The sequence below is a fragment of the Arthrobacter sp. ok909 genome (genome assembly GCF_900104405.1).
Lineage (GTDB): Bacteria > Actinomycetota > Actinomycetes > Actinomycetales > Micrococcaceae > Arthrobacter > Arthrobacter humicola.
Map to the genome: position 1 here is coordinate 36,389 of NZ_FNJS01000009.1, position 26,299 is coordinate 62,687.

A 26,299-nucleotide genomic window follows, 5' to 3' on the forward strand; every position below is an offset into this window, starting at 1 on the left:
CCTGAGCTGCCCCCGGTTAGGCCCGCAAAGACGTCCGGGGACCCCCGATCCGTGCTTGGATTGAAGCATGACAACCCCGCCCGTCCGCCCGCCGCTGGTCCGCAGCAGCGACCGCGTGATCGCCGGCGTTTGCGCGGGCCTCGCCAACCACCTGGGCTGGCCGGTGCGCATGGTCAGAATCGGCATGCTGGTGGCCGCGCTCGCAGGCGGCGCCGGGGTGGTCTTCTACGGCTGGCTCTGGATCATGGTTCCCACAGCGGATGAAAGCGCCAGGCGCAGTGCCCGCCGTCCGGCGTCGCCCATCGCTCCGGCAGTAAGTGCGCCCGGTATGCCCGGCACCCCCGGAGTTCCCGGCTCCCCGGAAAGCACCGGGAGTGCAGACGCCGGCGGCAGCGCGGGGCAACGGTCCTGGCGGTCCCGGGTTCCGGGCATGCCGTTTGGCAAAGAGATCCTGCTGGGCGCCGGCCTGCTGCTGGCCGCCGGGATTCTGATCGCCCGGCTCCTCGGTGTTGACGTGCCTTTGGGCACCCTGATCCCGGTCGCGGCGATCCTGGGCGGCGCTGCAATCGCCTGGATGCAACTGGATGAGACCCGCCGGGCGGGGCTCGTGGACAAGACCAAGGCGGATCAGGCCGGCGGCTGGGCACGGCTCGCAGCCGGGCTCGCCCTCGTGGTGGCCGGCGTGCTGGTGATGGTGTCCGGCTCGGGGTCCTGGGAAGAGACCTGGCTGGCGCTCCTGGCCTCGGTGGCGGTGCTCGGCGGCGTGGCCCTGGTGCTGCTGCCCTGGGGGTTGAAGTTCTGGCGCGACCTGGAAACCGAGCGTGCGGGGCGTGTCCGCGCCACCGAACGCGCCGAGATTGCCGCCCACCTCCATGACTCCGTACTCCAGACCCTCGCCCTGATCCAGCGGCGTGCCGGCAACGAGCACGACGTCATCCGGCTGGCCCGTGCCCAGGAGCGGGAGCTGCGGGGCTGGCTGTACCGGGATGCCGACAAGGAACCCGGCCGGCTGTCCGAGGGTATCGAGGCCGCCGCCGCGGAGGTCGAAGACACCCTCGGACACGCTGTCGAAGTGGTCAGCGTGGGCGACTGCGTCATGACCCAACGTCACGAGGCCCTCGTCCAGGCGGCCCGTGAAGCCATGCTCAACGCCGCCCGTCACGGCGGCGGCACCGTCTCCGTCTACCTTGAAGTCACCGACGACGCCGCGGAAGTCTTCGTCAAGGACCGGGGGCCGGGCTTCGAACCGGAGTCGGTTCCCCCGGACCGGCTCGGCGTGCGCGAATCGATCATCGGGCGGATGAACCGCCACGGCGGCACCGCAGCCATCATCAGCAGCCCGGACGGCACCGAAGTGCGGCTCCGGCTGCCCGTCACCGCCGCACCATCTGCCGGAACTGCCGCGGCTGCCGCCAACAACAGCAACGGAGAGGCCAAACCGTGACCATCCCAGCCCCGGGAGACCCCGCAACCGGAAACGCGGCACCAGTGAACCCCGCAGCCGGGAACCCATCCCCGATCCGCGTGGTGATCGTCGACGACCACGCCATTTTCCGCTCCGGGTTGAAGGCGGATCTGGACGCGGACATCGTCGTCGCGGGCGAGGCGGGCACCGTGGAAGAGGCAATTGCCGTCATCGCAGCCCGGCGTCCGGACGTCGTGCTGCTGGACGTCCACCTCCCCGGCGGCCGCGGCGGCGGCGGCCGTGAGGTTCTGGCCGGCTCGGCGCCGCTGCTGCCCGCCACACGGTTCCTGGCGCTGAGTGTTTCCGATGCGGCGGAAGATGTGGTGTCCGTGATCCGGGCGGGTGCGCGCGGCTATGTCACCAAGACGATTTCCGGGCCGGAGATCAGCGGCGCCGTCCGCCGAGTGGCCGGCGGCGACGCCGTCTTCTCGCCACGGCTGGCAGGCTTCGTCCTGGATGCGTTCGGCACGGCCCCGGCGGACATTGCCGACGACGAACTGGACAAGCTTTCGGCGCGGGAGCTCGAGGTAATGCGCCTCATCGCCCGCGGCTACAGCTACAAGGAGGTGGCTAAGGAACTGTTCATTTCGATCAAGACAGTCGAAACCCACGTCTCGGCGGTGCTGCGCAAACTCCAGCTCTCCAGCCGCCACGAGCTGACCCGCTGGGCCGCCGAGCGCCGCCTCCTTTAACCCAGGGATGCGCTATCACTTGTGTGGTTGCCTCGCCGGGGGCAAAGCAACCACAAGTGATAGCGCATCGGGGATTGGGGCTGCTATTTCGCCTTGCCGAGGAAGTCCTGCAGGCGGGCGACGCCCGTGGCCAGGTCTTCGTCCCCCAGCGCGTAGGAAAGGCGCAGGTAGCCGGACGGGCCGAAGGCCTCGCCGGGAACCACCGCCACCTCGACCTCGTCCAGGATCAGCGCCGCGAGTTCGGCAGAGGTGGCCGGCCGCACGGGACCGTTCGCCGACGGGAACTCCTTGCCCAGCAGCGCGCGGACGTCCGCGTAGACGTAGAAGGCGCCCTTCGGCGTCGGGCATTCAACTCCGTCAATAGCGTTCAGGCCCGCGACGATCGCCTTGCGGCGGCGGTCAAAGGCCACCTTCATCTCATCGACGGCGGTCAGCGGCCCGGACACGGCGGCGAGGGCAGCAATCTGCATGATGTTGGAGACGTTCGACGTCGCGTGGGACTGCAGGTTGGTGGCGGCCTTGATGACGTCGGCGGGGCCGATCATCCAGCCCACGCGCCAGCCCGTCATGGCGTAGGTTTTGGCGACGCCGTTGAGGATGACCACCTTGTCGCCCAGTTCGGGGACGGCCGTGGCGATCGAGGTGAACGGCACGCCGTCGTAGGTCAGGTGTTCGTAGATCTCGTCGGTGACAACCCACAGGCCCTTGGACGCCGCCCACTGGCCGATCGCCTTGACCTGCTCCTCGGAGTACACGGCGCCGGTGGGGTTGGAGGGGGAGACGAAGAGGAGGATCTTCGTACGGTCCGTGAGGGCGGCTTCCAACTGGTCCACGGTGACCAGGTATTCCTGCTCCGGGCCCGCGAAGACCTCCACCGGCACGCCGCCGGCCAGCCGGATGGCCTCCGGGTACGTGGTCCAGAACGGGGTGGGAACAATGACCTCGTCGCCGGGATCCAGGAGGGTGGCGAACGTGTTGTACACGGCCTGCTTGCCGCCGTTGGTCACCAGCACCTGTGATGCCTCGGCCTTGTAGCCGGAATCCCGGAAGGTCTTCTCCGCAATGGCCTGCTTCAGCTCCGGCAGCCCGCCGGCGGGGGAGTAGCGGTGGTACTTCGGCTGGCTCGCGGCCTCGATGGCGGCCTGCACGATGTAGCCGGGGGTCGGGAAGTCAGGTTCCCCGGCACCGAAGCCGATGACCGGCCTGCCGGCTGCCTTCAGCGCCTTCGCCTTGGCATCGACGGCCAGAGTGGCGGATTCGGCTATGGCGGAAATGCGCTGGGAAATGCGGGCAGCAGACATGGGCGGGTCCGTTCTTCGCTTGCAGCTGGAAGGCTGGATGTGGGATTCGACGGAATCTACTCTATGCTGTTCACCGGATCCCCCGCGGTGCCGAAACGGAAATGTGACTGACGGCTGTCAGTTGGTTTTCACGGTCACGCAGGAGTCCGGAAGAGGGCCGGTTCGACGTAGGCGCAGTTCTTGCGTAGACTGGTTCTCCGGTGTTGAAAACACGATGATGGCCTGCGCCTCAGGGAAGCCTGCGGAATGCGTCGGCCGGAGCGGATTTTAGCCCCGAAGGGTAGTGGCGCAATTGGTAGCGCAGCGGTCTCCAAAACCGCAGGTTGCAGGTTCGAGTCCTGTCTGCCCTGCGCATGCTGTTCCGGATCATCCGGAACCAGCGCAGCAACCATGGTTCAGTTCAGAGCCGGGTATCCGATCATTGCGAGGATTGAGTGAGGACCAGGTGACCGAAACGGCTGCCAGCAGCTCCAAAGGCCGCCCCGCCAAGAATGCCGCCAAGCCCGGCTTCTTCGCTCGCATCGCGATCTTCATCCGCCAGGTCATTGGCGAACTGAAGAAGGTCGTCGCACCAACCCGTAAAGAACTGATCAATTACACGCTCGTGGTGCTGGTGTTCGTGATCATCATGATGGTGATAGTCACCTTGCTGGACCTGGCCTTTGGGACCGCAGTCAGCTGGGTCTTCGGCGGCACCGCCCCCACGGACCGCTAAGGCGACCGGTCCGCAGACTGCGTGGATGCCCCGGGAAACCGGAGATTCCGCGGGGTGTGCGGAATTGAGTCATTTAAATAGGCATGTTAGGCAATGAGGAAGCAGGAGACCAAGTGTCTGAGCAGGAGCTCGAGGTAACTGAGACTGGGCTGGATAAGAGCCAGGACGCCGCGGTGGAAGCCGCGGAAGAGTCCGAGGCTGTGTCTGCTGCACCCGAATCCGACGTCACTGACGAGGCCGTAGCCCCGGAAGAAGACGCAGAGGCAGCAGTTGCCGCCGACGTCGACGCTGAAGAAGACACTGACGCTGACGCCGAAACGGGCGAAGCTGAAGAAGATACCGACGCGCTGGCAGCCGCGGCCGCCAAGGCCGACGTCGACCCCGCCGAAGAGTTCAAGGCCAAGCTGCGCCGCCAGGAGGGTGACTGGTACGTCATCCACTCCTACGCAGGCTACGAGAACCGCGTCAAGGCCAACCTTGAGACCCGCATCCAGACCCTGGACATGGAAGATTACATCTTCGAAATCCAGGTTCCGATGGAGGAAGTCGTTGAGATCAAGAACGCTCAGCGCAAGGTCATCAACCGCGTCCGCATCCCCGGCTACGTCCTGGTCCGCATGGACTTGACGGACGCTTCCTGGGGCGCCGTCCGCCACACCCCCGGCGTCACCGGCTTCGTGGGCAACGCCCACAACCCGGTCCCGCTGCGCCTCGATGAGGTCTTCTCCATGCTCGCCCCGGTCTTCGAAGAAGAGCAGGCCGAGAAAGGCAAGCCCGTCAAGCACGCTGCCGCCCAGGTGGACGTCGACTTCGAGGTTGGCGAGTCCGTCATCGTCAAGGAGGGCCCGTTCGAGACCCTTCCGGCCACGATCTCCGAGATCAAGATCGATTCCCAGACCCTCGTGGTGCTGGTGTCCATCTTCGAACGCGAGACTCCGGTCACGCTGGCGTTCAACCAGGTCAGCAAGATCTAGCTGGACTACAAGAATTCGCCCCGGGCTGCCCGCTTAGCAGCCACGGAGCGGCCGGCCGCCTTGCCATGGCGGCCACCAACCTGAGGCACGCTCCTGTGTCCCAGGACGTATTTGAGAGAAGGACCTACATTGGCTCCCAAGAAGAAGGTCACCGGCCTCATCAAGCTGCAGATCCAGGCAGGTGCCGCTAACCCGGCCCCGCCGATCGGTCCTGCGCTTGGCCAGCACGGTGTCAACATCATGGAATTCTGCAAGGCGTACAACGCTGCGACGGAAGCCCAGCGCGGCAACGTGATCCCCGTGGAAATCACGGTCTACGAAGACCGTTCCTTTACGTTCATCACCAAGACCCCGCCGGCTGCAGAGCTCATCAAGAAGGCTGCAGGCGTTGCCAAGGGGTCACCGACCCCGCACACCGTCAAGGTTGCCAAGCTGACCCAGGCCCAGGTCAACGAGATCGCCACCACCAAGATGGAAGACCTCAACGCCACGAGCCTCGAAGGCGCAGCGAAGATCATCGCCGGCACCGCCCGCTCCATGGGTATCACCGTCGAGGGTTAATTCCCCACCGCTGATGCGCCGGGTTCGGAAAACCGATCACGACGCCGGTCAGCACCGCCGGTCCGCCGGCAACACCTAAACATTGAAAAGCGGAATTCCGGGATGGATAAACCAGCCGGAATGCCGCCTGTGGCAGGGCCCAGCGCGGTCCGCAGACCACAACTGCACAAGGAGAAATAAGCAGCATGGCAAAGCGCAGCAAAGCATATGAGGCAGCCGCGGCCAAGATCGACGCGGAGAAGTTCTACGCGCCGTTCGAGGCAGTGACGCTCGCCAAGGACACCAACCCGTCCAAGTTCGACGCCACCGTTGAGGTCGCTTTCCGCCTGGGCGTTGACCCGCGTAAGGCCGACCAGATGGTCCGCGGCACCGTCAACCTGCCGCACGGCACCGGTAAGGTTGCCCGCGTCCTCGTCTTCGCAACGGGCGACAAGGCTGAGGCAGCAATCGCTGCCGGCGCCGACTTCGTTGGTTCCGATGACCTGATCGAAAAGATCGCAGCCGGCTGGACCGACTTCGACGCCGCCGTTGCCACCCCTGACCTCATGGGCAAGGTTGGCCGCCTCGGTAAGGTCCTGGGTCCGCGTAACCTGATGCCGAACCCGAAGACCGGCACCGTGACCGCTGACGTCGCCAAGGCCGTCAACGACATCAAGGGCGGCAAGATCGACTTCCGCGTCGACAAGCACTCGAACCTGCACTTCATCATCGGCAAGGTGTCCTTCGACGCCATCAAGCTGGCTGAGAACTACGCAGCCGCTCTGGAAGAGGTCCTGCGCCTCAAGCCGTCCGCTTCCAAGGGCCGCTACATCCAGAAGGCCACCGTGGCCACCACGTTCGGCCCGGGCATCTCGGTTGACCCCAACGTCACCAAGGTCCTGACCGAGGTCTAATCCTCACCGGATCCACGGCGTCGCCGGCTTCAGGGCGTCACCAGTTTCCAGCGAAAGGCCGTCCCGCAACTGCGGGGCGGCCTTTCGCCGTATCCGGCGCGGGAATCCCTCCTGCGCCCGGACACTTCGTGCCCCGCGGAAACCAGGTGCCGTCCGGAAACGCTTGGCGCCGCCCGGGCGGCCGGTTAGGATTTCCCGGTGACGACGCCGCCGTACCGCATCGAGCAGGTTTCCCTCCCCGCGGACGTTGATGCCGCCGACGTGGGGGAGTTCCGTGAATTTGTGGATCTCTGCGACGAGCTCGCCCTGCAGACCTGGGGAAACCTGGACCGTTCAGCATCCGCGGCGGCCCGGCTCCAGTACTGGCGGGACAACCCCTACAGCCGGCTGCGGCTCTTCTTCGTCCGGGTCGACGGGCGCATGGTGGCCCGCTCGTGGATCCGTTACGAACTGCAGGAAAACCTCAGCAGTGCGCTCCTGCACGTGAACGTTCTCGATTCCTTCGCCGGCCGCGGGATCGGCCGGGCACTGCTGCAGCACGCCGAAGCGCTGGCCGCCGGCGACGGCCGGACCATACTGCAGACGTTCACGGAGCACCCGGCCGATTTCGACGTCGACGGTCCGAACCTCATCAGGCCGGCCACCGGGACCGGGGAGCTTCCGGCCGGTGCGTCCGGCGTCCGGTTCGCCGGGCGGGCCGGTTACCGCCTGGAGCAGGTGGAACGCTTCAGCGCCCTGGAGGTTCCGGCGGCCGCGGACCTCGCTGCTCTGGCGCGGGACGCCCTGACCCGCGCGGGAGGCTATGAACTTCTGCACTGGAGCGATTCGTGCCCTGAGGAAGATGCCGCCCAGTTGGCCGTGCTGATGTCGCGCATGAGCACCGACGCTCCCGCCGGCGCGCTCAGCTACGAGCCGGAAACGTGGAACGTCGCGCGGGTGCGCCACGTCGAGGACACCTGGCGACGAGCCGGCCTGTCCTCCCTGGTCGCGGCGGCGCGGCACCGGGCCACCGGTGAGCTCGCCGCCTACACCGTCCTTCAGGTCGCCGCCGACAAACCCTGGCTGGCCAGCCAGGATGACACCCTGGTCGCGGCAAGCCACCGGGGTCACCGGCTGGGCATGCTCGTCAAGATCCTCAACCTGCGCCGGCTGCGTGACGGCTATCCCGAGGTGCAGCGGGTCATCACCTTCAACGCAGCCGAGAACGACCACATGCTTGGTATCAACATCGCACTGGGCTTCAAGCCGGCGGGGTACGACGGCGAATGGCAGCGCTCTGTTGTCGCGGCCGGCAATGGCACCCCGAACTGAACCCCGTGGAGGCCGGACGCCCTGAGTTCGGAAACTGGCCCGCGTCACCAATGGAACAGCAGCCCAAACCGGCATATGCTGGCGGTTGAAAGCCCGGTCTGAACCGGGCCGTACCGATGGCGGGTGGCAGAACGGCTGGGATGATGCCCTCTATGGCAGACGATGTACGGATTGAGCAGCTGTGGATCCCCGATTCCCTCGACGCGCCCGATGCCGCTGACTTTCTCGCCGCTATCGAAGTGGGGCGAAGGGTCAGGATGCAGACTTGGGGTACCGACGACCTCGCCTACGCGCCGCAGGAGAAACTGCTGGAGATGGCGGACCCCTACGAACGCCAGGTGATCCTCGTGGCCAAGGTCGACGGCGTGATCGTCGGGACAGCTGACATCGCCCTGCCGCTCGTGGACAACCTGGACCTCGCCGAATTTACCCTCGATATCCTTCCGGAGTACCGGCGCCGGGGTGTGGGGCGGCAGCTGCTCGAGGCCGCAGAGCATTTCGCCCGGGACGAGGGCCGCCACACGATCCTGATCGACACCAACCATCCGGGATCGACGCTGACGGACCCGGAGGCCGAGCAGCTGGTGCCCGGAAGCGGTGTCGGGTTTGTCCCGCTGGGAAGCCGCGACGTCGAGTTCGCCCGCCACACCGGATACACGCTGCAGCACATTGAACAGTTCAGTTCCTGCGCCCTGCCCCTGGACAGCAAGCTCGTCGCCGAACTGGAGGCGGAGGCCGAGGAAGCCAATGCCGGCCGGTACCGCCTGCACCACTGGACGGACCGCTGCCCGGACCAGTGGCTCGAGGCGGTCGCCGCCCTGGAGAACCAGGCAGGCGAGGACGAAGTGCCGGGGCCGGATGCCGAGGAGATGGTGTTCGACGGCGGCATCCTCCGCGAAGCGGAGGAGGTGACCATTGCCCAGGGCCGCCGGACGGTGGTGACCGCCGTCGAGCACATCGCCAGCGGAACTCTCGTGGGACTGACCACCATCAGTGTCCTCGCGCTGCGCCCTGACGTCGTGTTCCAGGATGACACTGTGGTGCTGCAGGAACACCGCGGCAACAAGCTCGGACTGCTGATCAAGGTCGCTAACATGGAGCGGCTCAGCGAACAGTTCCCGGACGCGCGGGTCCTCTACACCTGGAACGCCCCGGAGAACCGCTACCTGCTCAAGGTCAACCAGCAGCTGGGGTTCACGACAGCAGGCGTGACCGGTCTCTGGCAGAAGGAACTTCCCAACTTCGGTCCGTCTGTCAGCTGAGGGCCGGCGCGTGCGCGCTGATCCTCGGGCGCGGGCTCCCGTGCCGGCCCGATTTGGAGCACACGCACGGTGTCCCGTAAGCTGGGAGGACCAAAGACCGTCGGTTGTTGGAAATCCACTCTCCCAAGCAAGACTCACTTCTGCAGTCGCGCCGGGAGAACACAGTAGGTTTCCGGACGAAGGACCCTGAACATAGGGCGGCCGGCGCAGGTGAACGAAGCAAAGCTCCGCGGTCATGGACTGCGTCGAGACAAGCCCCGTGCATCTGCGCGGGGCGTTTTTAGTTTTTAGCTCACCTGAGCGGGGACCCGGACACACCGGCACTATCCCCGGAAGGAGGGTTATGGCAACGCCTAGCAAGGTTTCAGCAGTAGCTGAGATCACTAACGATTTCAAGGAATCGACCGCCGCTGTCCTGACCGAATACCGTGGGCTCACCGTTGCACAGCTCAAGCAGCTGCGTGTTTCTCTCGGCCAGGAAACCAAGTTCTCGGTCGTCAAGAACACCCTGACCGCTATTGCAGCCAAGGAAGCTGGTGTCGAAGCATTCGACGGTCAGCTTGCCGGCCCCACTGCAATCGCGTTCATCAAGGGTGACGCAGTTGCCGCTGCCAAGAGCCTGACGGATTTTGCCAAGGCCAACAAGCAGCTGGTCATCAAGACCGGTTACTTCGAAGGCAAGGCACTGAACGCCAGCGAAGTTGCTGCCCTGGCAGCACTCGAGTCCCGTGAGCTGCAGCTCGCCAAGGTTGCAGGTGTCCTCAAGGCTCCTGCTGCCGCTGCTGCACGCATCATCGACGCACTGCGCCTCAAGCTTGAAGAAGAGAACGGTGCACCGGCAGCAGCCGAAGCACCCGCCGCTGAAGAAGCTCCCGCAGCAGATGCAGCAGCCGAGGCCGCACCGGCCGAAGCCGCAGCCCCCGAAGAGAACTAACTCTCTTCTCCATAAGACTCCGGTGCGACAGCGGGCCTCAGGTCCGCCGGGCACCACTATAGGAAGGACGCCACACCATGGCGAAGCTCACCAACGAAGAGCTCATTGAAGCTTTCAAGGAACTGACCATCATCGAGCTCTCCGAGTTCGTCAAGCTCTTCGAAGAGACCTTCGAAGTTACCGCTGCTGCTGTTGCCGTTGCCGGCCCCGCCGGTGGCGCTGCTGCTGAGGAAGCCGAAGAGAAGACCGACTTCGACGTCGTCCTCGAAGCTGCTGGCGACAAGAAGATCGCAGTGATCAAGGAAGTTCGCGCCATCACTTCCCTGGGCCTCAAGGAAGCCAAGGACCTGGTTGACAGCGCTCCCAAGGCTGTTCTCGAAGGCGCCACCAAGGAAGCTGCCGAGAAGGCAAAGGAGCAGCTCGAGGCTGCCGGCGCCACCGTTACCCTCAAGTAACTTTCGCCGTCCGGATCCTTCGCGGTCCGCACTGCTTCACGGAAACCCCGTCCACTCCGGTGGGCGGGGTTTCCTGCGTTCCCGGGCCGAACTCCGGGCCGGCTTGGCGGGATCGATGGACAGAACCTGTCCCGCCGGGCGCCGGGTGAACGGAGTGCAAGGATTAGGCAAAGATTTTCTGATACCCCTGTCGCACTTGCTGGCGCGTCCCTAGACTTTGGATTTGTGCCCACCGGCCCCCCAAAGTTCAGGAGTTCACCCACAATGACGGACCCTCACGATTCCTTCTCCCGCCGCGCCATGCTCACAGCAGCCCTCGTGGGCGGGGGCGCCGCCGCTGCCGCGCTGGCCGGAGCCCCGGCAGCACAGGCCGCCGGCAAACTTTCAGAAGGGGGCCAGCCCGGCGGGAAGAAACAGTTCACGCTGACCGTGCTCGGCACCACCGATCTGCACAACAACGTCTTCAACTGGGATTACTTCAAGAACACCGCCTACGCCGACACCGCCGGGAACAAGATCGGGATCGCCCAGGCGGCCACCCTGATCCACGCCATGCGGGCCGAGCGCGGCGCCGCGAACACTCTGACCATCGACGCCGGGGACACCATCCAGGGCACGCCGCTGGCCTACTACTTCGCTAAAATCAACCCCATCTCCGCAACCGTGAAACACCCCATGGCACTGGCCATGAACACGATCGGCTACGACGCCGTGGGCCTGGGCAACCACGAGTTCAACTACGGCATTCCGCTCCTGCGCACCTGGGAGAAGCAACTGGACTTCCCGCTCCTGGGCGCCAACGTCCACGACGCCGTCACAGGCGGCCGCGCCTTCACCCCCTACGTCCTCAAACGGGTCAAGACGGACAACGGCTGGCTGACGGTCGGCCTGGTCGGCTTCGTGACGCCGGGGTGCGCGCTCTGGGACCGCGACAACGTCCAGGGAAAGCTCGACTTCAACGGCATCGTCGAAGAGGCCAAAAAGGTCATCCCGCAGGTCAAAGCCGCCGGCGCCGACATCGTAATCGTCACGAGCCACTCCGGCGCGACACCCGGATCATCCTACGGCGACGCCCTGCCCTTCCCGGAGAATGCTTCCACCCAGCTCGCCGAGGAAGTCCCCGGCATTGATGCCATCCTGGTCGGGCACGCCCACTTGGAAATCCCGGAACGCTTCGTCACCAACAAAGCCACCGGCAAGCAGGTACTCCTGACCGAGCCGCTTAAATGGGGCATGCGGGTGTCCGTCATGGACCTCGAACTCGCCAAGGAGAAGGGCCAGTGGACCGTCACATCGGCACATTCGCTCCTGCTGGACGCCAAGACGGTCGACGCCGATCCCGCCGTCGTCCGGGCCGTTCAGGCCGGGCACGAGGCCACGGTGAGTTACGTCAACGAGGTGATCGGCACTTCCACAGCCCCGCTCAGCACGGCAGCCGCCTGCTGGGAGGACTCCGCCGCGATCGACGCCATCAACTACATCCAGGCCAGCACCATCAAGGCCGAGCTGGCCAACGGACCCGCGGCGGGGCTGCCCGTGCTCTCCATTGCGGCGGCTTTCTCCCGCGCCGTCGACGTCAAGGCCGGACCGCTGACCATCCGCGACGTCGCAGGGCTGTACATCTTCGACAACACCCTGCTCTCCATCAAAGTCACCGGTGCCCAGGTCAAGGACTACCTGGAGTGGTCCGCGCAGTACTTCAAACCGGTGACCGGCACCACGGCCAGGGCCGAGGACGTCACGAACGCCGTGACCGCCGTGGCCCCGAATGGCACACCGGACTATAACTACGACGTCGTCTACGGACTCGACGCTCCGCTGAACTATGAGATCGACCTCGCCCGGCCTGCAGGGGACAGGATCGCCAATCTGAGTTACGGCGGCCAGACGCTGCGGCCCGAGCAGGAATTTGCCCTGGCCATCAACAACTACCGGCAAAGCGGCGGCGGGAACTTCCCGGCCGTCAAGACCGCTCCGGTGCTCTCGAACAGCCAGCAGGAGATCCGGCAGCGCATCATCGACTACGTGGTGGACCACGGCACCCTGGATGTTGCCGTGTTCAGTCAGGCCAACTGGCGGCTCACCGTTAACGGCGCGCCCCTCACGGTCACGGCCTGACGCGGCCTACACACAACACGGCCCAACAGGAACGCGGGGATCCCTGGCGCCCATCCATGACGGGATTATGGGCGCGAAGGATCCCCGCATTGCTTTTAACCCGGCTGGGCTAGTCGGATTGGTTCGGCTAGCCGGGTTCGGTGATGTCGGCGACGACGGCCCCCAGGGCCGCCGTCAGGGCGTCCGCGTCGACGAACGCGCTGTAGCCGTGTTCCCCGGCTCCCATGGAGATCCGCCGGCCCGTGATGGTCTGGTCGGCGTAGACCGGCCACGGCCGGGTGCTGCCGAGCGGCGTAATGGTCCCGCGCTCGTAGCCGGTGGCCTCGAACGCCGTTTCCGCCGCCGGGAGCGAGAGCTTGTTGACGCCCAGCAGCGCCCGCAGCTTGGGCCAGGAGATCTGCCGGTCACCCGGCACGAGGGCGAAAAGGAAGCTGCCGTCCTTGTGCTTGACCACCAGCGATTTCACGATATCCGCGGGCCGGATCCCCAGGATGTCGGCCGCTTCCTCAAGGCTGCGGGCGGCGAGGCGTTCCACGATCTCGACGTCCAGGCCGCGGGCCGCGGCGTCGGCCAGGAACCGCTGGCGGCCGCGGCCGGTTGTTGTCTGCTCTGCCATGCCTGCCAAAACCCCTCCCTGGAACTCCTGAACCCGGCGGGTGCCGGTTCAGTCGCAGTTCAGCCCTAGTTGCAGTTCAGCCCTACTCGCGGTACAGCAGCAGTGCTTCGCCCTGGCCGCCTCCGCCGCACAGCGACACGGCGGCCTTGCCGGTGCCCCGGCGTTTGAGTTCGTGGGCCGCGTGCAGGGCCAGCCGCGCGCCGGAGGCCCCGATCGGGTGGCCCAGGGCAATCGCCCCGCCGTGGATGTTGCACCGCTCCAGCGGGTAGCCGAGATCCTTCAGGGACTGCACCGCCACGGAGCCGAACGCCTCATTGATTTCGATGAAGTCGAGGTCGGCGACCGTCCACCCGGCCTTGTCCAGGGCGCTCTTGATGGCGTTGGACGGCTGGGAGTGCAGCGAGTTGTCCGGCCCGGCGACCTGGCCGGGCTTGCCGACCACGGCGAGGTACTCAAGGCCGTTGTCCTCGGCGAACTTCCGGCTGCACAGCACCAGCGCGGCAGCGCCGTCGGACAGGGGAGAGGAGTTGCCCGCGGTGATGGTGCCGTCCGTGACGAACGCCGCGCGCAGGCCGGCCAGCGACTCAACGGTGGTGTCCGGCCGGACGCCTTCGTCGGAGGTGACGGCGACGGGATCGCCCTTGCGCTGCTTGACGCTCATCGCGGCGATCTCGCCGTCGAAGACGCCGTCCTTGGCGGCCCGGGCGGCGCGCTGGTGCGACTGCGCCGCGACCTCGTCCTGGGAAGCCCGGTCGATGCCGAGGGTCAGGTTCTTGCTTTCCGTCGAGAGCCCCATGGACTGCCCGTCGAAGGCGTCGGTCAGGCCGTCGTGCGCGGCCACGTCCAGGGCCTGGACCGTGCCGTACGCCCAGCCCTGCCGTGAGCCGGGCAGCACGTGCGGGGCGCGGGTCATGGATTCCTGGCCGCCGGCCACCACCACGGTGGCGTCGCCGCTGCGGATCATCCGGGCGCCGTCGATCACGGCGGTGAGGCCCGAGAGGCAGACCTTGTTGATGGTCACCGTGGGGACGTTCCAGCCGATGCCGGCGCCGATGGCGCTCTGGCGGGCCGGGTTCTGGCCCGCCCCGGCCTGCAGGACCTGGCCCATGATCACGCTGTCCACCTGGTCCGCCTTGACGCCGCTGGCGGCCAGGGCGGCCTTGATGGCATGGGAGCCGAGTTCGACGGCGGTGAAGCTGGCCAGCTGCCCGTTCAGGCGCCCCTGGGGGGTGCGGGCGGCGGCGAGGATGACAACGTCGTTGTTGTCTGCAGGATTGTTCATGGTCTTCTCTTCCGATCTGCGACGGCTCTATGACGGCTTACTGTCTACGTTATCGTGAGCCCCATCACCTATCCATTCGGCCCCGGGCCGGCGCCGCCGCATGACACCGGCCGGACGCCGGGGGAGCCGCCGCACAGCCTCTGCACAGCGTCCTCTGTGCAACGTCCGAGCAACATCCGCCAAACTTCGTGCTTGCAATCCCGCCGGAAGTGGGGTAGACAAGTAGGTTGCTTTGCCGTATCGTAGATATTTGCGTCTTCCCTGTTTACCTTCAGCCTTCATATAGCGGTGGGCTTAGCCTGACAGCTGCTCCATCAATGTGCCGTCTACAACGTGCACCAGCGTGGGCAGCGCGGGTCCCGGGTCATATAGCGGAACCGGACTGGTAGCACTGTGGAGTCATTCTGCAGGGTGCATAACGGGGGAGATCTGACAACGCCTGAAGGTCTGTGGAAGGATCCCTCTTGGTCGCCTCGAGCACCTCTAATGTAAACAACGCTACCGCTATCAATGCCGACAGCACCGATGGTGCCACTCGCCGGCTCTCATTCGCAAAGATTCACGAACCTCTTGATGTTCCGAATCTGCTCGCCCTGCAAACGGACAGCTTTGACTGGCTGGTCGGAAACGAACGCTGGCAGGCGCGCGTGGCGAAGGCCGTCGAAGAAGGCGACCTCAGCGTCGCCACCACCTCGGGTCTGTCTGACATCTTCGAAGAGATCTCCCCGATCGAGGACTTCCAGGGCACCATGTCCCTGAGCTTCTCCGAGCCGGAGTTCGCTGACCCCAAATACACCATGGCCGAGTGCAAGGACCGGGACGCAACGTACTCGGCTCCGCTGTACGTCAAGGCCGAATTCATGAACAACAACACGGGCGAAATCAAGCAGCAGACCGTGTTCATGGGTGACTTCCCGCTGATGACCGAGAAGGGCACCTTCGTCGTCAACGGCACCGAGCGTGTCGTTGTCTCCCAGCTGGTCCGCTCCCCGGGCGCCTACTTCGAGCGCACCGCCGACAAGACCAGTGACAAGGACATCTTCACTGCGAAGATCATCCCCTCCCGCGGCGCCTGGTTCGAACTTGAAATCGACAAGCGCGACCAGGTCGGCGTCCGTCTCGACCGCAAGCGCAAGCAGTCCGTCACCGTGCTGCTGAAGGCCCTCGGCTGGACCGAAGGTCAGATCCTCGAGGAATTCGGCCAGTACGACTCCATGCGCGCGACGCTGGAGAAGGACGCCACCGAGACCCGCGAAGACGCGTTGCTGGACATCTACCGGAAGCTGCGCCCGGGCGAGCCGCCCACGGTTGAGGCTGCCCAGTCCCTGCTGGACAACCTGTACTTCAACTCCAAGCGCTACGATCTGGCCAAGGTTGGCCGTTACAAGATCAACCGCAAGCTTGGCATCGACCGCTCCCTTGGCGACAAGGAAGCTTCGGTCCTGCACGTTGAAGACATCGTGGCCATGATCAAGTTCCTGGTTGCCCTGCACGCCGGCGAGAAGACCCTCATGGGCAAGCGCGACGGCCAGGACCACGAGCTCCGCGTCGAGATCGATGACATCGACCACTTCGGCAACCGCCGCATCCGCGCCGTCGGCGAGCTCATCGAGAACCAGGTCCGCACCGGCCTGTCCCGCATGGAGCGCGTTGTCCGCGAACGCATGACGACCCAGGACGTTGAGGCCATCACGCCGCAGACCCTGATCAACATCCGTCCCGTTGTGGCAGCCATCAAGGAGTTCTTCGGAACTTCCCAGCTGTCCCAGTTCATGGACCAGAACAACCCGCTCTCCGGTCTGACCCACAAGCGCCGCCTGTCCGCGCTTGGCCCGGGTGGTCTGTCCCGTGACCGTGCCGGCATGGAAGTCCGTGACGTGCACCCGTCCCACTACGGACGTATGTGCCCCATCGAAACTCCTGAAGGCCCGAACATTGGTCTGATCGGTTCGCTGGCTTCTTACGGACGCATCAACCCGTTCGGTTTCATCGAGACCCCGTACCGCCTTGTCTCCGAGGGCGTCGTTTCCGATGAGGTCAAGTACCTCACCGCCGACGACGAAGCCGAGGTCCTGATCGCTCAGGCCAACGCCCCGCTCGACGAGAACAAGCGTTTCGCCGAGGAGACCGTCCTGGTCCGTGCCCGCGGTGGTGGAGGCGAGCCCGTGCTGGTTCCCGCCGCCGACGTCGAGTTCATGGACGTTTCCCCGCGCCAGATGGTGTCCGTGGCAACCGCCCTGATCCCGTTCCTCGAGCATGACGATGCTAACCGTGCACTCATGGGTGCCAACATGCAGCGCCAGGCCGTGCCGCTGGTCCGCTCCGAGGCGCCGTTCGTCGGCACCGGCATGGAGCGCGCCGCCGCCGTCGACGCCGGTGACGTCACCATCGCGAAGAAGGCCGGTGTGGTCACCGAGGTTTCCGCCGAGCTCGTCATCATGCTCAACGACGACGGCACGGAAACCAACTACCGCATCAACAAGTTCGCCCGCTCCAACCAGGGCAACTGCTACAACAACCGTGTCCTGGTGAACGAAGGCCAGCGCCTGGAGGTCGGCGGCATCATCGCTGACGGCCCGGCAACGGACCAGGGCGAGCTCGCCCTCGGTAAGAACCTGCTCGTGGCATTCATGTCATGGGAAGGCCACAACTTCGAGGATGCCATCATCCTGTCCCAGCGCATCGTGGCCGAGGACGTCCTGTCCTCGATCCACATCGAGGAGCACGAGATCGATGCCCGCGACACCAAGCTTGGTGCCGAGGAAATCACCCGTGACATCCCCAACGTGTCTGAGGAAGTCCTGGCAGGCCTGGACGAGCGCGGCATCATCCACATCGGTGCCGAAGTTGAGGCCGGCGACATCCTGGTCGGTAAGGTCACCCCCAAGGGCGAAACCGAGCTGACCCCGGAAGAGCGCCTGCTGCGCGCCATCTTCGGTGAGAAGTCCCGCGAAGTGCGCGACACCTCCTTGAAGGTCCCGCACGGCGAGTCCGGCACCGTGATCGGTGTCCGCGTCTTCGACCGCGACAACGACGACGAGCTGCCCCCGGGCGTCAACCAGCTGGTCCGCGTGTACGTGGCCGCCAAGCGCAAGATCACCGACGGCGACAAGCTCGCCGGCCGTCACGGCAACAAGGGCGTTATCTCCAAGATCCTTCCGATCGAGGACATGCCCTTCCTTGCCGACGGTACCCCCGTTGATATCGTCCTGAACCCGCTTGGTGTTCCGGGCCGTATGAACGTCGGCCAGGTGCTCGAAACGCACCTCGGCTGGGTTGCCAAGACCGGTTGGAAGATCGAAGGCGAGCCCGAGTGGATCAAGCAGCTGCCGAACCTGCCGCGCGAGAGTGGCCAGACCACTGTTGCAACGCCGGTCTTCGACGGTGCTCGTGAAGAGGAAATCACGGGCCTGCTCGATTCCACCAACGTCACCCGCGACGGCGACCGCCTGATCAACTCCTCAGGCAAGACCCGTCTGTTCGACGGCCGCTCCGGCGAGCCGTTCCCGGATCCGATCTCGGTCGGCTACATGTACATCCTGAAGCTCCACCACCTGGTGGACGACAAGATCCACGCACGCTCCACCGGCCCGTACTCCATGATCACGCAGCAGCCGCTGGGTGGTAAGGCACAGTTCGGTGGCCAGCGCTTCGGTGAAATGGAAGTGTGGGCGCTCGAAGCATACGGCGCCGCCTACACGCTCCAGGAACTCCTCACGATCAAGTCGGATGATATCCACGGTCGCGTGAAGGTCTACGAAGCCATCGTCAAGGGCGAGAACATCCCCGAGCCGGGCGTTCCTGAGTCCTTCAAGGTCTTGATCAAGGAAATGCAGTCGCTGTGCCTGAACGTGGAAGTGCTTTCCACGGACGGAACCACAATTGAAATGCGTGACTCTGATGACGCAGTCTTCACGGCTGCGGAAGAACTGGGCATCGATCTGTCTCGTGCAGAGCCCAGTTCCGTAGAAGAGGTTTAGCAGGCTTCCGACGGCGGGCGGTTCCCGTCCGTCGTCGGAGTCCTCCCTCTTCCCGTAACCCAAGACTTCAGAATTTAGAGAACAAGAGAGAACAGGGACCATATGTCCAGCGAATCCTCCTTCGGCCTCATGCAGATCGGCCTCGCCACCGCGGAAGACATCCGTGGCTGGTCGTACGGCGAGGTTAAGAAGCCGGAAACCATCAACTACCGCACGCTCAAGCCCGAGAAGGACGGCCTCTTCTGCGAGAAGATCTTCGGCCCGTCCCGCGACTGGGAATGCTACTGCGGCAAGTACAAGCGCGTGCGCTTCAAGGGCATCATCTGCGAGCGGTGTGGCGTTGAAGTCACCCGCGCCAAGGTCCGCCGTGAGCGCATGGGCCACATTGAGCTGGCCGCCCCGGTCACGCACATCTGGTACTTCAAGGGCGTTCCCTCCCGTCTGGGCTACCTCCTTGACCTGGCACCGAAGGACCTCGAAAAGGTCATCTACTTCGCCGCCTACATGATCACGAGCGTCGACGCCGACAGCCGCCACGAAGAACTGCCCAACCTCCAGGTTGAGCACGACATCGAGAAGAAGCAGCTGATCGACAACCGCGACTCCGACATCGCCACGATCGCCCGCGACCTCGAGAACGAGCTCGCGCGCCTCGAAGGCGAAGGCGCCAAGGCTGCCGACAAGAAGAAGGCCCGCGACTCCGCTGACCGCCAGATGGCGAACGTCCGCAAGCGTGCCGACGCCGAAATCGAGCGCCTCGAGCAGGTCTGGGACCGCTTCAAGAACCTTAAGGTCGCAGACCTCGAAGGTGACGAAGGCCTGTACCGCGAACTGCGCGACCGCTACGGCATGTACTTCGAAGGCTCCATGGGTGCCGAGGCCATCAAGAAGCGTCTTGAGAACTTCGACATGCAGGCCGAGTCCGACATGCTGCGCGACGTCATCGCCAACGGCAAGGGGCAGCGCAAGACGCGTGCCCTGAAGCGGCTCAAGGTGGTCAACGCCTTCCTGACCACCAACAACAGCCCGCTCGGCATGGTGCTGGACGCCGTCCCGGTGATCCCGCCGGAACTGCGCCCGATGGTCCAGCTGGACGGTGGCCGCTTCGCGACCTCCGACCTCAACGACCTCTACCGCCGCGTGATCAACCGTAACAACCGTCTCAAGCGCCTGCTTGACCTCGGTGCCCCGGAGATCATCGTCAACAACGAGAAGCGCATGCTTCAGGAAGCTGTTGACAGCCTCTTCGACAACGGCCGCCGCGGCCGTCCGGTCACCGGACCGGGCAACCGTCCGCTCAAGTCCCTGAGCGACATGCTCAAGGGCAAGCAGGGCCGTTTCCGCCAGAACCTCCTCGGCAAGCGCGTCGACTACTCCGGCCGTTCGGTCATCGTCGTCGGCCCGCAGCTGAAGCTGCACCAGTGTGGTCTGCCCAAGCAGATGGCCCTGGAGCTCTTCAAGCCGTTCGTGATGAAGCGGCTGGTTGACCTCAACCACGCACAGAACATCAAGTCGGCCAAGCGGATGGTGGAGCGTTACCGCCCGCAGGTTTGGGACGTCCTCGAAGAGATCATCACCGAGCACCCCGTGCTGCTGAACCGTGCACCTACCCTGCACCGTCTTGGCATCCAGGCGTTCGAGCCGCAGCTCGTCGAAGGCAAGGCAATCCAGCTTCACCCGCTGGTTTGTGGCGCCTTCAACGCCGACTTCGACGGCGACCAGATGGCAGTCCACCTGCCGCTGAGCCCCGAAGCCCAGGCCGAGGCACGCATCCTGATGCTGTCCTCGAACAACATCCTGAAGCCGTCGGACGGCCGCCCGGTGACCCTGCCGTCGCAGGATATGATCATCGGTCTCTACCACCTGACCACCAAGCGTGTCGGTTCAGCTGGCGAAGGCCGGATCTTCTCCTCGGTTGCGGAAGCCATCATGGCCTACGACCTCCACGAGCTGCACCTGAACTCCAAGGTCAAGATCCGCCTCGAAGGCTTCGTGCCCTACGCCGGCTGGGAAGCCCCGGAGGGCTGGGAGCCCGGTCAGACCGCACTGGTGGAGACCTCCCTCGGGCAGGTCATCTTCAACCAGACGCTGCCCGCGGACTACCCGTGGGTTGAGGATGTTGCCGACAAGGGCGAGCTGTCCCGGATCGTCAACGACCTCGCCGAGCGCTACCCGAAGGTCGTCACCGCGGCAACGCTGGACAACCTGAAGGATGCCGGTTTCTACTGGGCCACCCGCTCAGGCGTCACCGTTGCCATCTCCGACATCGAGGTGCCCAAGTCCAAGCCGGCGATCCTTGCCGGTTACGAGACCATGGCTGCCAAGATTCAGGGTCAGTACGACAAGGGCCTGATCGACGACGACGAGCGTCGCCAGGAACTGATCGAGATCTGGAACAAGGCCACGAACGAGATCGCCCAGGCGATGCGTGACAGCCTGTCCCCGATGAACACCATCAACCGCATGGTGTCCTCCGGCGCACGTGGTAACTGGATGCAGGTCCGTCAGATCGCGGGTATCCGTGGCCTGGTGGCCAACCCGAAGGGTGAAATCATCCCGCGTCCGATCAAGTCCTCCTACCGTGAGGGCCTGTCGGTGCTGGAATACTTCATCGCCACGCACGGTGCCCGTAAGGGTCTGGCTGACACCGCCCTGCGTACCGCCAACTCGGGTTACCTGACCCGTCGTCTGGTGGACGTCTCGCAGGACGTCATTGTCCGCGAAGAGGACTGCGGCACCGAGCGCGGCCTGGTGACCGCGATCGCGGTGGCTGACGCCAACGGTGAGCTCGTCCTGGACGAGAACGTCGAGAACAGCGCCTACGCCCGCACCCTGGCCGTTGACGTCCTTGACGCCTCGGGCAAGGTCCTGGCCGCGGCCGGCACCGACTGCGGCGACGTCGTCATTGCCGAACTGTTCGCAGCCGGCATCACTGAGGTCAAGGTCCGCTCCGTACTCACGTGTGAGTCCAGCGTCGGCACCTGCGCCCTGTGCTACGGCCGTTCGCTGGCCACGGGCAAGACCGTCGACATCGGTGAGGCAGTGGGCATCATCGCCGCACAGTCCATCGGTGAGCCGGGCACCCAGCTGACCATGCGTACGTTCCACACCGGTGGTGCAGTTTCCGCCAGCGGCGGCGACGACATCACCCAGGGTCTGCCCCGTATCCAGGAGCTCTTCGAAGCCCGTACTCCGAAGGGTGTTGCACCGATTGCTGAAGCAGCCGGCCGCATCGCCATCGAAGAGTCCGAGCGCCAGATGCGCCTGGTCATCACCCCGGATGACGGATCCGAAGAGATCGCCTACCCGGTGCTGCGCCGTTCACGTCTCCTCATCGAAGACGGCGATCACGTCAACGTCGGTCAGAAGCTCATCAACGGACCGGTCGATCCCAAGCAGGTGCTGCGCATCATGGGTCCCCGTGCCGCGCAGAAGTTCCTGGTGGACGAAGTCCAGGGCGTGTACCGCAGCCAGGGCATCGGTATCCACGACAAGCACGTCGAGGTTATCGTCCGCCAGATGCTGCGCCGCGTCACGGTCATCGAGTCCGGTGAATCGGATCTGCTGCCCGGCGAGCTCGCCGAACGCAGCCGTTTCGAAGAGGCCAACCGCCGCGTTGTGTCCGAGGGCAAGACGCCGGCGTCCGGCCGTCCCGAGCTCATGGGCATCACCAAGGCGTCCCTGGCGACCGAGTCCTGGCTGTCCGCAGCTTCCTTCCAGGAAACCACCCGCGTCCTGACGCAGGCGGCAATGGAAGGCAAGAGCGATCCGCTGCTCGGCCTCAAGGAAAACGTCATCATCGGTAAGCTCATCCCGGCCGGCACGGGTCTCCCGCGCTACACCGAGGTCACCGTGGAACCCACTGAAGAAGCAAAGGCCAACCTGTTCACCGGCCCCAGCGCATTCAGTGACTTCTCCTACGACACCCTGGGCGGCGACGGAGCTCCCGAGTTCCACGCCATCCCGCTGGATGACTACGATCTCGGCAGCGACTTCCGCTAACCGATAGTTCGGCGTCGGGCCCCGTCACCACTCTGCTTTCAGCGGAGTGGGGGCGGGGCCCTACCTGTCTGTCCAAGTAGCTGGCAGCTGAGGCCGTTATGGGCCCCCAAAACGGCCTTAGCTGCGAGTCAGTTGGGCAGAGGGGGCGCGATTAAGGGCTGGGAGCCGCCCGTGGTAGACTGGAGACTAATTGTTATTGTGGCAGTGGATGAGTGCGCCGGTTGCAGCTGAAAAGCTTAACCAGGACGACGTTTCCGGTTTGCAGGGTTCTTGTGCAACGTATGCCACATTTTCGCATGCCTAGGGGCAATTTGGGTCGAAAGTCCTTGGAACCCGGCGTGCGGTCCGACTATTAAGGCTTCGCCTCAGCTGCTCTGGAGAGAACTTCAAGGCTCGGGCGGCGAGGCGCAGCGACAAGAGAGCGTCCGCCAACGGCCGCTCCGGATAAAACGGAGAACACGAGAGTGCCTACGATTAACCAGCTGGTCCGCAAGGGCCGCACGCCTAAGGTCAAAAAGACCAAGGCCCCCGCGCTTAACGGCAGCCCGATGCGTCGCGGTGTTTGCACCCGCGTTTACACGACGACCCCGAAGAAGCCGAACTCGGCTCTGCGTAAGGTTGCACGTGTGCGCCTCAACGGTGGCATTGAAGTCACCGCTTACATCCCCGGTGTAGGCCACAACCTGCAGGAGCACTCCATTGTGCTCGTCCGCGGCGGCCGCGTGAAGGACCTTCCGGGTGTCCGCTACAAGATCGTCCGTGGCGCCCTCGATACCCAGGGTGTCAAGAACCGTAAGCAGGCCCGCAGCCGCTACGGCGCAAAGATGGAGAAGAAGTAATATGCCTCGCAAGGGTCCGGCCCCCAAGCGGCCGCTAGTTCTAGATCCCGTTTACGGCTCCCCGCTGGTTACCCAGCTCATCAACAAGGTGCTGGTTGACGGCAAGAAGTCCACCGCAGAGCGCATCGTATACGGTGCCCTCGAAGGTGCTCGCGCCAAGTCCGGCGGCGACCCCGTTGCAGCCCTCAAGAAGGCCATGGAGAACGTCAAGCCTTCGCTTGAGGTACGCTCCCGCCGTGTTGGTGGCGCCACTTACCAGGTTCCGGTCGAGGTCAAGCCGGGTCGCTCGACGGCCCTCGCCCTCCGCTGGCTGGTCGGCTACTCCAAGGCCCGTCGCGAAAAGACGATGACCGAGCGCCTCCAGAACGAGATCCTGGATGCCTCCAACGGTCTCGGTGCCGCTGTGAAGCGTCGCGAAGACACCCACAAGATGGCCGAGTCCAACAAGGCCTTCGCACACTACCGCTGGTAATACTTCCCGGACGCCGCCGGCTCGACTGAGCCGGCGGCGAACGTGCAGTCCATCCGAAAGGGAGACACCGTGGCACAGGACGTGCTTACCGACCTTAGCAAGGTCCGCAACATCGGCATCATGGCCCACATCGATGCCGGCAAGACCACTACTACCGAGCGCATCCTGTTCTACACAGGTGTGAACCACAAGATCGGCGAAACGCACGACGGCGCTTCGACGACTGACTGGATGGAACAGGAAAAGGAACGCGGCATCACCATCACGTCTGCCGCCGTGACCTGCTTCTGGGAAAACAACCAGATCAACATCATCGACACCCCCGGCCACGTTGACTTCACGGTTGAGGTTGAGCGCTCCCTGCGCGTCCTCGACGGTGCAGTCGCCGTGTTCGACGGCAAGGAAGGCGTGGAGCCGCAGTCTGAGACTGTTTGGCGCCAGGCTGACAAGTACAACGTCCCGCGCATCTGCTTCGTCAACAAGATGGACAAGCTCGGCGCTGACTTCTACTTCACCGTCGACACCATCATCAGCCGCCTCGGTGCCAAGCCGCTCGTCATGCAGCTGCCGATCGGCGCCGAGAACGACTTCATCGGCGTCGTCGACCTCCTTTACATGCGTGCGCTGGTATGGCCCGGCGACGCTAAGGGTGACGTCACCATGGGTGCCAAGTACGAGATCCGCGAGATCCCGGCTGACCTCCAGGCGAAGGCCGACGAGTACCGCGCGCAGCTCATTGAGACTGTTGCCGAGTCCTCCGAGGAACTCATGGAGAAGTACCTCGAAGGCGAAGAGATCAGCATCGACGAGCTCAAGGCCGGCATCCGCAAGATGACGATCAACTCCGAGATCTACCCGGTCTTCTGTGGTTCTGCCTTCAAGAACCGCGGCGTCCAGCCGATGCTCGACGCTGTGGTGGACTACCTGCCGAACCCGCTCGACGTCCCGCCGATGATCGGTCACGATCCCCGCGACGAAGAGAAGGAACTGACCCGCAAGCCTTCCTCCGAAGAGCCGTTCTCCGCGCTGGCCTTCAAGATCGCCGCGCACCCGTTCTTCGGCCAGCTCACCTTCATCCGCGTGTACTCCGGTCACGTGGAAGCAGGCTCCCAGGTGGTCAACTCCACCAAGGGCAAGAAGGAGCGCATCGGCAAGCTGTTCCAGATGCACGCCAACAAGGAAATGCCCGTCGAGGGCGCTACCGCCGGCCACATCTACGCAGCGATCGGCCTGAAGGACACCACCACGGGCGACACCCTGTGCGATCCGGCCAACCAGATTGTCCTCGAGTCCATGAGCTTCCCGGAGCCCGTGATCTCAGTTGCGATCGAGCCGAACACCAAGGGTGACCAGGAGAAGCTCTCCACGGCTATCCAGAAGCTCTCCGCTGAGGACCCGACCTTCCAGGTCTCCCTCAACGAAGACACCGGCCAGACCATCATCGCCGGCATGGGCGAGCTCCACCTGGACATCCTGGTGGACCGCATGCGCCGCGAATTCAAGGTCGAGGCGAACGTTGGCAAGCCGCAGGTTGCTTACCGCGAAACCATCAAGCGTGCTGTAGAGCGTCACGACTACACGCACAAGAAGCAGACCGGTGGTTCCGGCCAGTTCGCAAAGATCCAGATCGCGATCGAGCCGCTGGACACCTCAGGCGGCGAGCTGTACGAGTTCGAGAACAAGGTCACCGGTGGCCGCGTTCCGCGCGAGTACATCCCGTCGGTCGACGCCGGTATCCAGGATGCGCTGAACGACGGCGTCCTGGCCGGTTACCCGGTTGTCGGCATCAAGGCAACGCTGATTGACGGCGCTTACCACGATGTTGACTCCTCGGAAATGGCGTTCAAGATCGCCGGCCGTATGGCTTTCAAGGAAGCCGCACGCAAGGCGAACCCTGTTCTGCTCGAACCGCTGATGGATGTCGAGGTCCGCACCCCTGAGGAATACATGGGTGAAGTTATCGGTGACCTCAACTCCCGCCGTGGCCAGATGCAGTCCATGGAGGATGCCCAGGGCGTCAAGGTCATTCGCGCGCACGTCCCGCTGTCCGGCATGTTCGGCTACATCGGTGACCTGCGCTCGAAGACCCAGGGCCGCGCTGTGTACTCCATGACGTTCAACAGCTACGCCGAGGTCCCGAAGGCAGTTGCCGACGAGATCATCCAGAAGAACCGCGGCGAGTAGTCCCTAGGACGCATCGCAGCAGCAAGAACTCGGATGCGTCTCCGCCCGCGGGGATTCATCTGGTGCAAGTGGCCGGACTCCGGTCAGCTGTAGTCCGGCCAGGCCGGAGTTCGGCCGCCTGCACGAACAGGCTCTAGGCACTAGCATTAGTACCTGAATCTGCAATTTCACCAATCCAAAGCCCCCCAAGTAGACTTACTGGAGTTTCTGTCGCGACAAGCGCGGCCGAAGGGTAAGTCATTT

The 26,299-nt window shown here is 64.5% G+C and carries 19 protein-coding genes and 1 tRNA gene; 17 read left to right on the forward strand and 3 right to left on the reverse strand.

Features of this window, described 5'->3' with window-relative positions:
• Positions 1-67: 67 nt before the first annotated feature.
• Together BLR03_RS09325 and BLR03_RS09330 are read left to right on the forward strand one after the other, a co-directional pair.
• Positions 68-1,444 (forward strand): ATP-binding protein, encoded by a 1,377-nt coding sequence (locus tag BLR03_RS09325; protein WP_091251954.1) that lies wholly within the window; start codon positions 68-70, stop codon positions 1,442-1,444.
• Positions 1,445-1,524: 80 nt separating this feature from the next.
• On the forward strand, positions 1,525-2,157 hold the full coding sequence (locus tag BLR03_RS09330) for a LuxR C-terminal-related transcriptional regulator (protein WP_091252104.1): 633 nt from the start codon (positions 1,525-1,527) through the stop codon (positions 2,155-2,157).
• An 83-nt stretch (positions 2,158-2,240) separates the two neighbouring features.
• Here the strand turns inward: BLR03_RS09330 and BLR03_RS09335 are convergent, their stop codons facing one another.
• A complete protein-coding gene (locus tag BLR03_RS09335) occupies positions 2,241-3,458 on the reverse strand; it encodes a pyridoxal phosphate-dependent aminotransferase (RefSeq protein ID WP_091251956.1) in 1,218 nt (405 codons plus the stop codon).
• Positions 3,459-3,735: 277 nt separating this feature from the next.
• Here BLR03_RS09335 and BLR03_RS09340 point away from each other — a divergent pair.
• The 10 genes from BLR03_RS09340 to BLR03_RS09385 all read left to right on the forward strand — a co-directional run bounded on the left by BLR03_RS09340 (position 3,736) and on the right by BLR03_RS09385 (position 12,681).
• A tRNA-Trp gene (locus tag BLR03_RS09340) sits at positions 3,736-3,808 on the forward strand.
• A gap of 95 nt (positions 3,809-3,903) precedes the next feature.
• Positions 3,904-4,173 carry a preprotein translocase subunit SecE gene (gene secE, locus BLR03_RS09345; protein ID WP_175460477.1) on the forward strand — a complete coding sequence of 90 codons (270 nt, stop codon included), beginning with the start codon at positions 3,904-3,906 and terminating at the stop codon, positions 4,171-4,173.
• Positions 4,174-4,286: 113 nt separating this feature from the next.
• Positions 4,287-5,147: a transcription termination/antitermination protein NusG gene (gene nusG, locus BLR03_RS09350; RefSeq protein WP_091251960.1), complete on the forward strand. Its 861-nt coding sequence runs from the start codon at positions 4,287-4,289 to the stop codon at positions 5,145-5,147.
• Between the two features lie 129 nt (positions 5,148-5,276).
• Positions 5,277-5,708, forward strand: coding sequence for a 50S ribosomal protein L11 (rplK, locus tag BLR03_RS09355; RefSeq protein WP_024365990.1), 432 nt, complete (start codon positions 5,277-5,279; stop codon positions 5,706-5,708).
• Positions 5,709-5,893: 185 nt separating this feature from the next.
• Positions 5,894-6,601 (forward strand): 50S ribosomal protein L1, encoded by a 708-nt coding sequence (gene rplA / locus BLR03_RS09360; protein WP_091251962.1) that lies wholly within the window; start codon positions 5,894-5,896, stop codon positions 6,599-6,601.
• A gap of 198 nt (positions 6,602-6,799) precedes the next feature.
• Positions 6,800-7,912 carry a GNAT family N-acetyltransferase gene (locus BLR03_RS09365; protein ID WP_091251964.1) on the forward strand — a complete coding sequence of 371 codons (1,113 nt, stop codon included), beginning with the start codon at positions 6,800-6,802 and terminating at the stop codon, positions 7,910-7,912.
• 152 nt (positions 7,913-8,064) lie between these two features.
• Entirely contained in the window at positions 8,065-9,174 is a 1,110-nt protein-coding gene (locus tag BLR03_RS09370; protein WP_091251966.1) for a GNAT family N-acetyltransferase, read from the forward strand.
• Between the two features lie 343 nt (positions 9,175-9,517).
• Complete coding sequence (gene rplJ / locus BLR03_RS09375) at positions 9,518-10,108, forward strand: 50S ribosomal protein L10 (RefSeq protein ID WP_091251967.1); 591 nt, start codon at positions 9,518-9,520, stop codon at positions 10,106-10,108.
• A 77-nt stretch (positions 10,109-10,185) separates the two neighbouring features.
• Complete coding sequence (gene rplL, locus BLR03_RS09380) at positions 10,186-10,563, forward strand: 50S ribosomal protein L7/L12 (protein WP_091251969.1); 378 nt, start codon at positions 10,186-10,188, stop codon at positions 10,561-10,563.
• Positions 10,564-10,827: 264 nt separating this feature from the next.
• Positions 10,828-12,681, forward strand: coding sequence for a bifunctional metallophosphatase/5'-nucleotidase (locus tag BLR03_RS09385; RefSeq protein WP_091251971.1), 1,854 nt, complete (start codon positions 10,828-10,830; stop codon positions 12,679-12,681).
• A gap of 127 nt (positions 12,682-12,808) precedes the next feature.
• On the opposite strand, the gene BLR03_RS09390 is transcribed toward BLR03_RS09385, so the two are convergent.
• Together BLR03_RS09390 and BLR03_RS09395 are read right to left on the reverse strand one after the other, a co-directional pair.
• On the reverse strand, positions 12,809-13,297 hold the full coding sequence (locus tag BLR03_RS09390) for an aminoacyl-tRNA deacylase (RefSeq protein WP_175460478.1): 489 nt from the start codon (positions 13,295-13,297) through the stop codon (positions 12,809-12,811).
• Between the two features lie 82 nt (positions 13,298-13,379).
• Positions 13,380-14,579: an acetyl-CoA C-acetyltransferase gene (locus BLR03_RS09395; protein WP_091251975.1), complete on the reverse strand. Its 1,200-nt coding sequence runs from the start codon at positions 14,577-14,579 to the stop codon at positions 13,380-13,382.
• A gap of 464 nt (positions 14,580-15,043) precedes the next feature.
• Between BLR03_RS09395 and rpoB the strand changes: the two genes are divergently transcribed.
• The 5 genes from rpoB (at position 15,044) to fusA (ending at position 26,056) form a co-directional block, all read left to right on the forward strand.
• Positions 15,044-18,559 carry a DNA-directed RNA polymerase subunit beta gene (gene rpoB, locus BLR03_RS09400; protein ID WP_091251976.1) on the forward strand — a complete coding sequence of 1,172 codons (3,516 nt, stop codon included), beginning with the start codon at positions 15,044-15,046 and terminating at the stop codon, positions 18,557-18,559.
• A 102-nt stretch (positions 18,560-18,661) separates the two neighbouring features.
• Positions 18,662-22,561 (forward strand): DNA-directed RNA polymerase subunit beta', encoded by a 3,900-nt coding sequence (locus BLR03_RS09405; RefSeq protein WP_091251978.1) that lies wholly within the window; start codon positions 18,662-18,664, stop codon positions 22,559-22,561.
• 464 nt (positions 22,562-23,025) lie between these two features.
• Positions 23,026-23,400 carry a 30S ribosomal protein S12 gene (gene rpsL, locus BLR03_RS09410; protein ID WP_018773658.1) on the forward strand — a complete coding sequence of 125 codons (375 nt, stop codon included), beginning with the start codon at positions 23,026-23,028 and terminating at the stop codon, positions 23,398-23,400.
• Between the two features lies 1 nt (position 23,401).
• Complete coding sequence (gene rpsG / locus BLR03_RS09415) at positions 23,402-23,872, forward strand: 30S ribosomal protein S7 (protein WP_011692813.1); 471 nt, start codon at positions 23,402-23,404, stop codon at positions 23,870-23,872.
• Between the two features lie 69 nt (positions 23,873-23,941).
• Entirely contained in the window at positions 23,942-26,056 is a 2,115-nt protein-coding gene (gene fusA / locus BLR03_RS09420) for an elongation factor G (RefSeq protein ID WP_091252105.1), read from the forward strand.
• The last annotated feature ends 243 nt before the right edge of the window (positions 26,057-26,299 follow it).

Coding starts and splice junctions, on each gene's coding strand:
- BLR03_RS09335 (WP_091251956.1), bottom strand. CDS start 3,458: ATGTCTGCTGCCCGCATTTCCCAGCGCATTTCCGCCATAGCCGAATCC.
- rpsG (WP_011692813.1), top strand. CDS start 23,402: ATGCCTCGCAAGGGTCCGGCCCCCAAGCGGCCGCTAGTTCTAGATCCC.
- BLR03_RS09390 (WP_175460478.1), bottom strand. CDS start 13,297: ATGGCAGAGCAGACAACAACCGGCCGCGGCCGCCAGCGGTTCCTGGCC.
- rplA (WP_091251962.1), top strand. CDS start 5,894: ATGGCAAAGCGCAGCAAAGCATATGAGGCAGCCGCGGCCAAGATCGAC.
- BLR03_RS09385 (WP_091251971.1), top strand. CDS start 10,828: ATGACGGACCCTCACGATTCCTTCTCCCGCCGCGCCATGCTCACAGCA.
- BLR03_RS09370 (WP_091251966.1), top strand. CDS start 8,065: ATGGCAGACGATGTACGGATTGAGCAGCTGTGGATCCCCGATTCCCTC.
- rplJ (WP_091251967.1), top strand. CDS start 9,518: ATGGCAACGCCTAGCAAGGTTTCAGCAGTAGCTGAGATCACTAACGAT.
- BLR03_RS09325 (WP_091251954.1), top strand. CDS start 68: ATGACAACCCCGCCCGTCCGCCCGCCGCTGGTCCGCAGCAGCGACCGC.
- rplL (WP_091251969.1), top strand. CDS start 10,186: ATGGCGAAGCTCACCAACGAAGAGCTCATTGAAGCTTTCAAGGAACTG.
- BLR03_RS09405 (WP_091251978.1), top strand. CDS start 18,662: ATGTCCAGCGAATCCTCCTTCGGCCTCATGCAGATCGGCCTCGCCACC.
- BLR03_RS09395 (WP_091251975.1), bottom strand. CDS start 14,579: ATGAACAATCCTGCAGACAACAACGACGTTGTCATCCTCGCCGCCGCC.